This is a genomic window from Mesorhizobium sp. Cs1321R2N1 (genome assembly GCF_037179725.1).
Taxonomy (GTDB): domain Bacteria; phylum Pseudomonadota; class Alphaproteobacteria; order Rhizobiales; family Rhizobiaceae; genus Mesorhizobium; species Mesorhizobium salmacidum.
On record NZ_JAPYKP010000250.1, the window covers coordinates 1 to 4,020 of the forward strand.

At 63.3% G+C, this 4,020-nt stretch carries 2 protein-coding genes; both read right to left on the reverse strand.

The window, feature by feature from the left end; translation table 11 throughout:
* Window positions 1–120: 120 nt before the first annotated feature.
* Window positions 121–1,419: a DUF3419 family protein gene (locus tag O7A61_RS31325; protein ID WP_337133043.1), complete on the reverse strand. Its 1,299-nt coding sequence runs from the start codon at window positions 1,417–1,419 to the stop codon at window positions 121–123.
* A 32-nt stretch (window positions 1,420–1,451) separates the two neighbouring features.
* On the reverse strand, window positions 1,452–4,020 hold a 2,569-nt coding region (locus O7A61_RS31330), incomplete at its 5' end, for a hydantoinase B/oxoprolinase family protein (protein ID WP_337133044.1).

Sequence of the window (4,020 nt, forward strand, 5' to 3'; positions counted from 1 at the left end):
CATCCTTGCCAGGGCTTGGCTCAGAATCCTCTGGCGCGCCTGGCAGGACGGTACCCTCTACAATCCAGACAGACACCCCGCCGCAGCTGCCTTGCTCGCCAAAGGTTGACACAGGAAGTCTCATGCCTCGCGCTTCACATAGAGGTGGAAGCCGCCATAGATGGCGGAGCGGTCGCGGGCCGAGAATTCGCGCGATGCTTGGTTCTGATAGTCCCACTGATCGAGCAGCGAGGTCGAGACGCGCCCCGGCAGCAGACTGGGCTCAGCGGCGGTGCGGAAGATGACGCGGGCCCCGGCGGAGGCCGTGCGGGTGATCTCCAACCACAGCGCGTTGAGCTGGTCGTCAGTCATCCAGTCCTGTGCGTCGAGCAGGATGAAGCGGTCGACGGCGCCGGCATCCTTGCCGGCGAGGAATTCGATCAGGTTGGCATGGTGGATGGCGACGCGGTCGATATTGCCGCGGATGGTCTCGTAGTTGCGCTTTTCCAGATAGGCGGGCAAGGCGGCCTCGCCGGGCTCGGGATAGCGGCGGGCGAAAGCCTGCCAAGCGAAGTAGTTGTTTTCCAAGGGGAAATCGCAGGCGAGCTTTTCCAGCCGGGCCTTCAGCACGCTGGCCATGGTGCCGTCGCCGGAGGTGATCAGCGAGTCATACTGCGCCGGAGGGATGCCGAGGCCGAACAGCGAGGCTTTTCGCGACGTCGCCCATTTCAGAAGCTTCTTGTCGAAGACCGGCGCCAGCTCCTCGTTGAAGAAGCGGCGCTGTTCGCCGATGTTCCTGGCTTCCATCATGCGGGCCGGGTTGACGCCGAAGAATTTCGCCGTGCGGTGACCCATGGCGATGAACAGGCCGAGCAGGCCGGTCTGGTAGAAATTGCGGTCGAAAACGCCAATGCGCCTGTTGCCACGCCAGTTGCGGCGCTCCCAGTAGTGGCGGCTGACAGGATCGAGATGCGGGGCGATGAAGCGGTCGTAGGCTTCGGAATTGTGGCTCGTGTCCGCCGCACCGAAGAAACGGAACAGGTCGCCTTGCGAAGGCAGATGGCGAACCGCCTCCAGCTTCATGCGGTTCAGCGCGATGTGGGCCGCGTTGAGATCGACGGCGTCGATCTGTGCCGGCGAGCGGGTGAGATAGGCGAGGATGTTGCAGCCGCCCGAGGCGATGGTGACGACGCGGTGGCCCTGGCCAAGCTGCATCGCGTCCATGTCGACGTCGGGGTCTTCCCAGATCTGCGGATAGACGAGGCCGGAAAACAGGAAGGCGAACAGCCGCTCGGAGATGCCGGCTTTCGAAAGCGGGCGGTTCTGGTAAACGGCCTTTCCAACTTCCTTGCCGCGGCGAAAAACCAGATCTGCGGAGACGTCCGTCATGGCAAAGTGATTCCCCATTTGCTTTGGCGCAAGCGGGTAACGCAGGGTCATGACAGGCCGGTGACAGCCTGTTGACGCCTTCTTTACAGCCTACCAAACCCGCCCGGCGTCGGCGTGGTCACGATGACGGCCTCACCGGCGTCGAGCACGGTCAGGTCGCAAGCCTTCAGCACGTCGACCGTGCCGTCGTTGCGGCGCACCTTGGTCGAGCCGACCTCGCCGTCGCCGCCGCCGTCTAACCCTTGCGGCGGGCGGTTGCGGTGCGAGGACAGGATCGCGCATTCCATCTTCTCGAGGAAGCGAATGGTGCGTTTGGTGCCGTCGCCGGCGTTCCATTTGCCCTTGCCGCCGGATCCCTGGCGGATGTGAAAATCCTCCAGCACCACGGGAAAGCGCAGTTCCAGCACCTCCGGGTCGGTGAGGCGCGAATTGGTCATGTGGGTGTGGACGCCGGAGGTGCCGGCAAAGCCGCGGCCGGAGTTCATATGGCCGGCCGGCGAGCCGGAGCAGATCGTCTCGTAATACTGATACTGCTTGTTGCCGAAAGTCAGGTTGTTCATCGTGCCCTGCGCGTTGGCAATCGCGCCCATGGCGCCGAACAGCGCGTTGGTGACATGCTGGGAGGTCTCGACATTGCCGGCGACGACGGCGGCAGGATAGGTGGGCTTGAGCATGCAGCCGTCGGGAATGACGATATTGATCGGCCTGAGGCATCCCGCATTCATCGGGATCATGTCCTCGACCATGACGCGGAACGCATAGAGGACCGCAGCGCGGGCAACTGGCTCGGGCGCGTTGAAATTGTTCTTCTCGACCTTCGACGTGCCGGTGAAGTCGACGGTCGCCTCGCGCTTTTGCCGGTCGACGGTGATCTTCACCTTGATGACCTGGCCGGTGTCGGTCGGATATTCATATTCCGACGTGTCCGGCAGCCGCTCCAGCACGCGGCGCACGCTCTCGGCCGCGTTGTCCTGCACATGGCCCATATAGGCTTCGACGACGTCGAGGCCGAAATGCCCCACCATCTTGCGAAGTTCCGCCACGCCTTTCTCGTTGGCGGCGATCTGTGCCTTCAGATCGGCGATGTTCTGGTGCGGGTTGCGGGCTGGGTAGCGGTGGTCCGTGAGCAGCGTGTGCAGCTCCTTTTCGCGGAATTTTCCGCGGTCGACGATGCGGAAATTATCGAACAGCACGCCTTCCTCGTCGACCGTGGTGGCGAGCGGCGTCATCGAGCCCGGCGCGGTGCCGCCAATGTCGGCATGATGCCCGCGCGAGGCCGCCCAGAAGAGGATGCTTTTCCGGGCATCGTCGAAGACCGGCGTCACCACGGTGATGTCGGGCAGATGCGTGCCGCCATTATAGGGGGCGTTCAAGGCAAAGACGTCGCCGGGATGAATGTCGCCGGAGTTCAGCCGGATGATGGTTTCGACTGAACGGTCCATGGAGCCGAGATGCACCGGCATGTGCGGCGCATTGGCGACCAGCGCCCCGGTGTGGTCGAAGACGGCGCAGGAAAAATCGAGCCTTTCCTTGATGTTGACGGAGTAGGCGGTGTTCTGCAGCGTCACGCCCATTTGTTCTGCGATGGACATGAAGAGATTGTTGAAGACTTCGAGCATCACCGGATCGGCCTCGGTGCCAAGGGCAGCGGCGCGCGCTTTCTTTTCCGTACGGCGTATGACAACGTGATTGAGGTTGGTGATTTCGGCTTGCCAGCCCGGCTCGACGACGATGGTCTGGTTCGGCTCGATGATCAAGGCGGGCCCGGCGACCAGATTGGTCGGTCCGAGAGTCTCGCGACGGTAGACGCCAGCTTCATGCCACCGGCCTTCCGTGTAGATGCGCCTGGTCTCGGAAGTGGCTGACTTGACAGTTGCAGGTCCGGTAGGCGCATAGGCCTCGGCGCTGGTCTGGCCGGTTTCGGTGCCTTCGACGCCGACGGTCTCGACGATCATTGGCTTGTCGTCATAGACAAAGCCGAATTGTGCCTTGTGGGCGATTTCGAAATCGCGCCTGGCCTGGAAGATCGAGTCTGCCTCGAAATTCACCGGCAGTGCCGTGTCGGTGCCGTCATAGCGAATGTGCAGTACGGGCCTGGTGGAAACCGAGCCCTCGGCGATACCTTGCGCCGCCAACTCCGCGATCACTGCCTTTTTCAAGGTGGCGATGAGGCCGCCGATTTCTGTTCTGGATTCCTCGGCGAGAGGCTTCAGCAGCGCCTGCTGGCGCGAGGCAAAGACCGAGGCCAGGCCGATCCCATAGGCTGAAAGCAGGCCGGAGAAAGGATGGATCAGCACCGCCTCCATGCCGAGCGCGTCGGCGACCAGGCAGGCGTGCTGTCCGCCGGCGCCGCCGAAACAGTTCAGGAGATATTCGGTGACGTCGTAGCCGCGCTGCACCGAAATTTTCTTGATCGCATTGGCCATGTTCTCGACCGCGATGGTGACGAAGCCTTCGGCGACCGCTTCCGGCGAGCGGCCGTCACCGATCCCGGCGGCGAGAGCCGTGAATTTCGCGCGCACGGTTTCCGCGTCGAGCGGCGCGTCCTGGCCAGGGCCGAAGATCGACGGGAAGAAATCGGGCCGCAGCTTGCCCAGCATGACGTTGGCATCGGTGACGGCCAGCGGACCGCCGCGCCGGTAGGCGGCGGGG

Coding starts and splice junctions, on each gene's coding strand:
- O7A61_RS31325 (WP_337133043.1), bottom strand. CDS start 1,419: ATGACCCTGCGTTACCCGCTTGCGCCAAAGCAAATGGGGAATCACTTT.